1 protein-coding gene is annotated in these 369 nt (G+C 63.1%); it reads right to left on the reverse strand.

The features are described 5' to 3' along the window. Window positions 1-344, reverse strand: a 344-nt coding sequence (locus tag XI05_RS08890; RefSeq protein WP_271500690.1) for a transposase, incomplete at its 3' end; no start/stop codon positions are given. Between the last annotated feature and the right edge of the window lie 25 nt (window positions 345-369).

Below are 369 nucleotides of genomic sequence, written 5' to 3' on the forward strand. Positions count from 1 at the left end.
TTTTTTTTGAAGCTGAGCCCCTCGGCGTGAACAAAAGTCCACACCGCCCGCACGTCTGTCTTGATCCCCCGTGCAGCCAGCTCCTGCGTCAGCTTGCGCAAGGTGAATGGCCCCGAGCGAATGCGTTTGCGCAGCCAGTCGGCGTTGGCATCCGACAGAACCCGCTTCTTGTGCCCGCCGATCTGGCCGGGCGCCAGGCCTCCGGTATCACGCCTTAGGTTCTTCCACTTCGTCACGCAGGAGGGGCTGATCTGTAGCGCCTCTGCGATCGAACGAACCGTCTCGCCCGCGTCAGCGCGAGCCAAGGCGCGTTCACGGATGTCTTCCGAATAGGGACGCGTCATCCATGCTGGCCTCCCCCACCCAGCA

Source organism: Bradyrhizobium sp. CCBAU 11357, assembly GCF_028128865.1.
GTDB lineage: Bacteria > Pseudomonadota > Alphaproteobacteria > Rhizobiales > Xanthobacteraceae > Bradyrhizobium.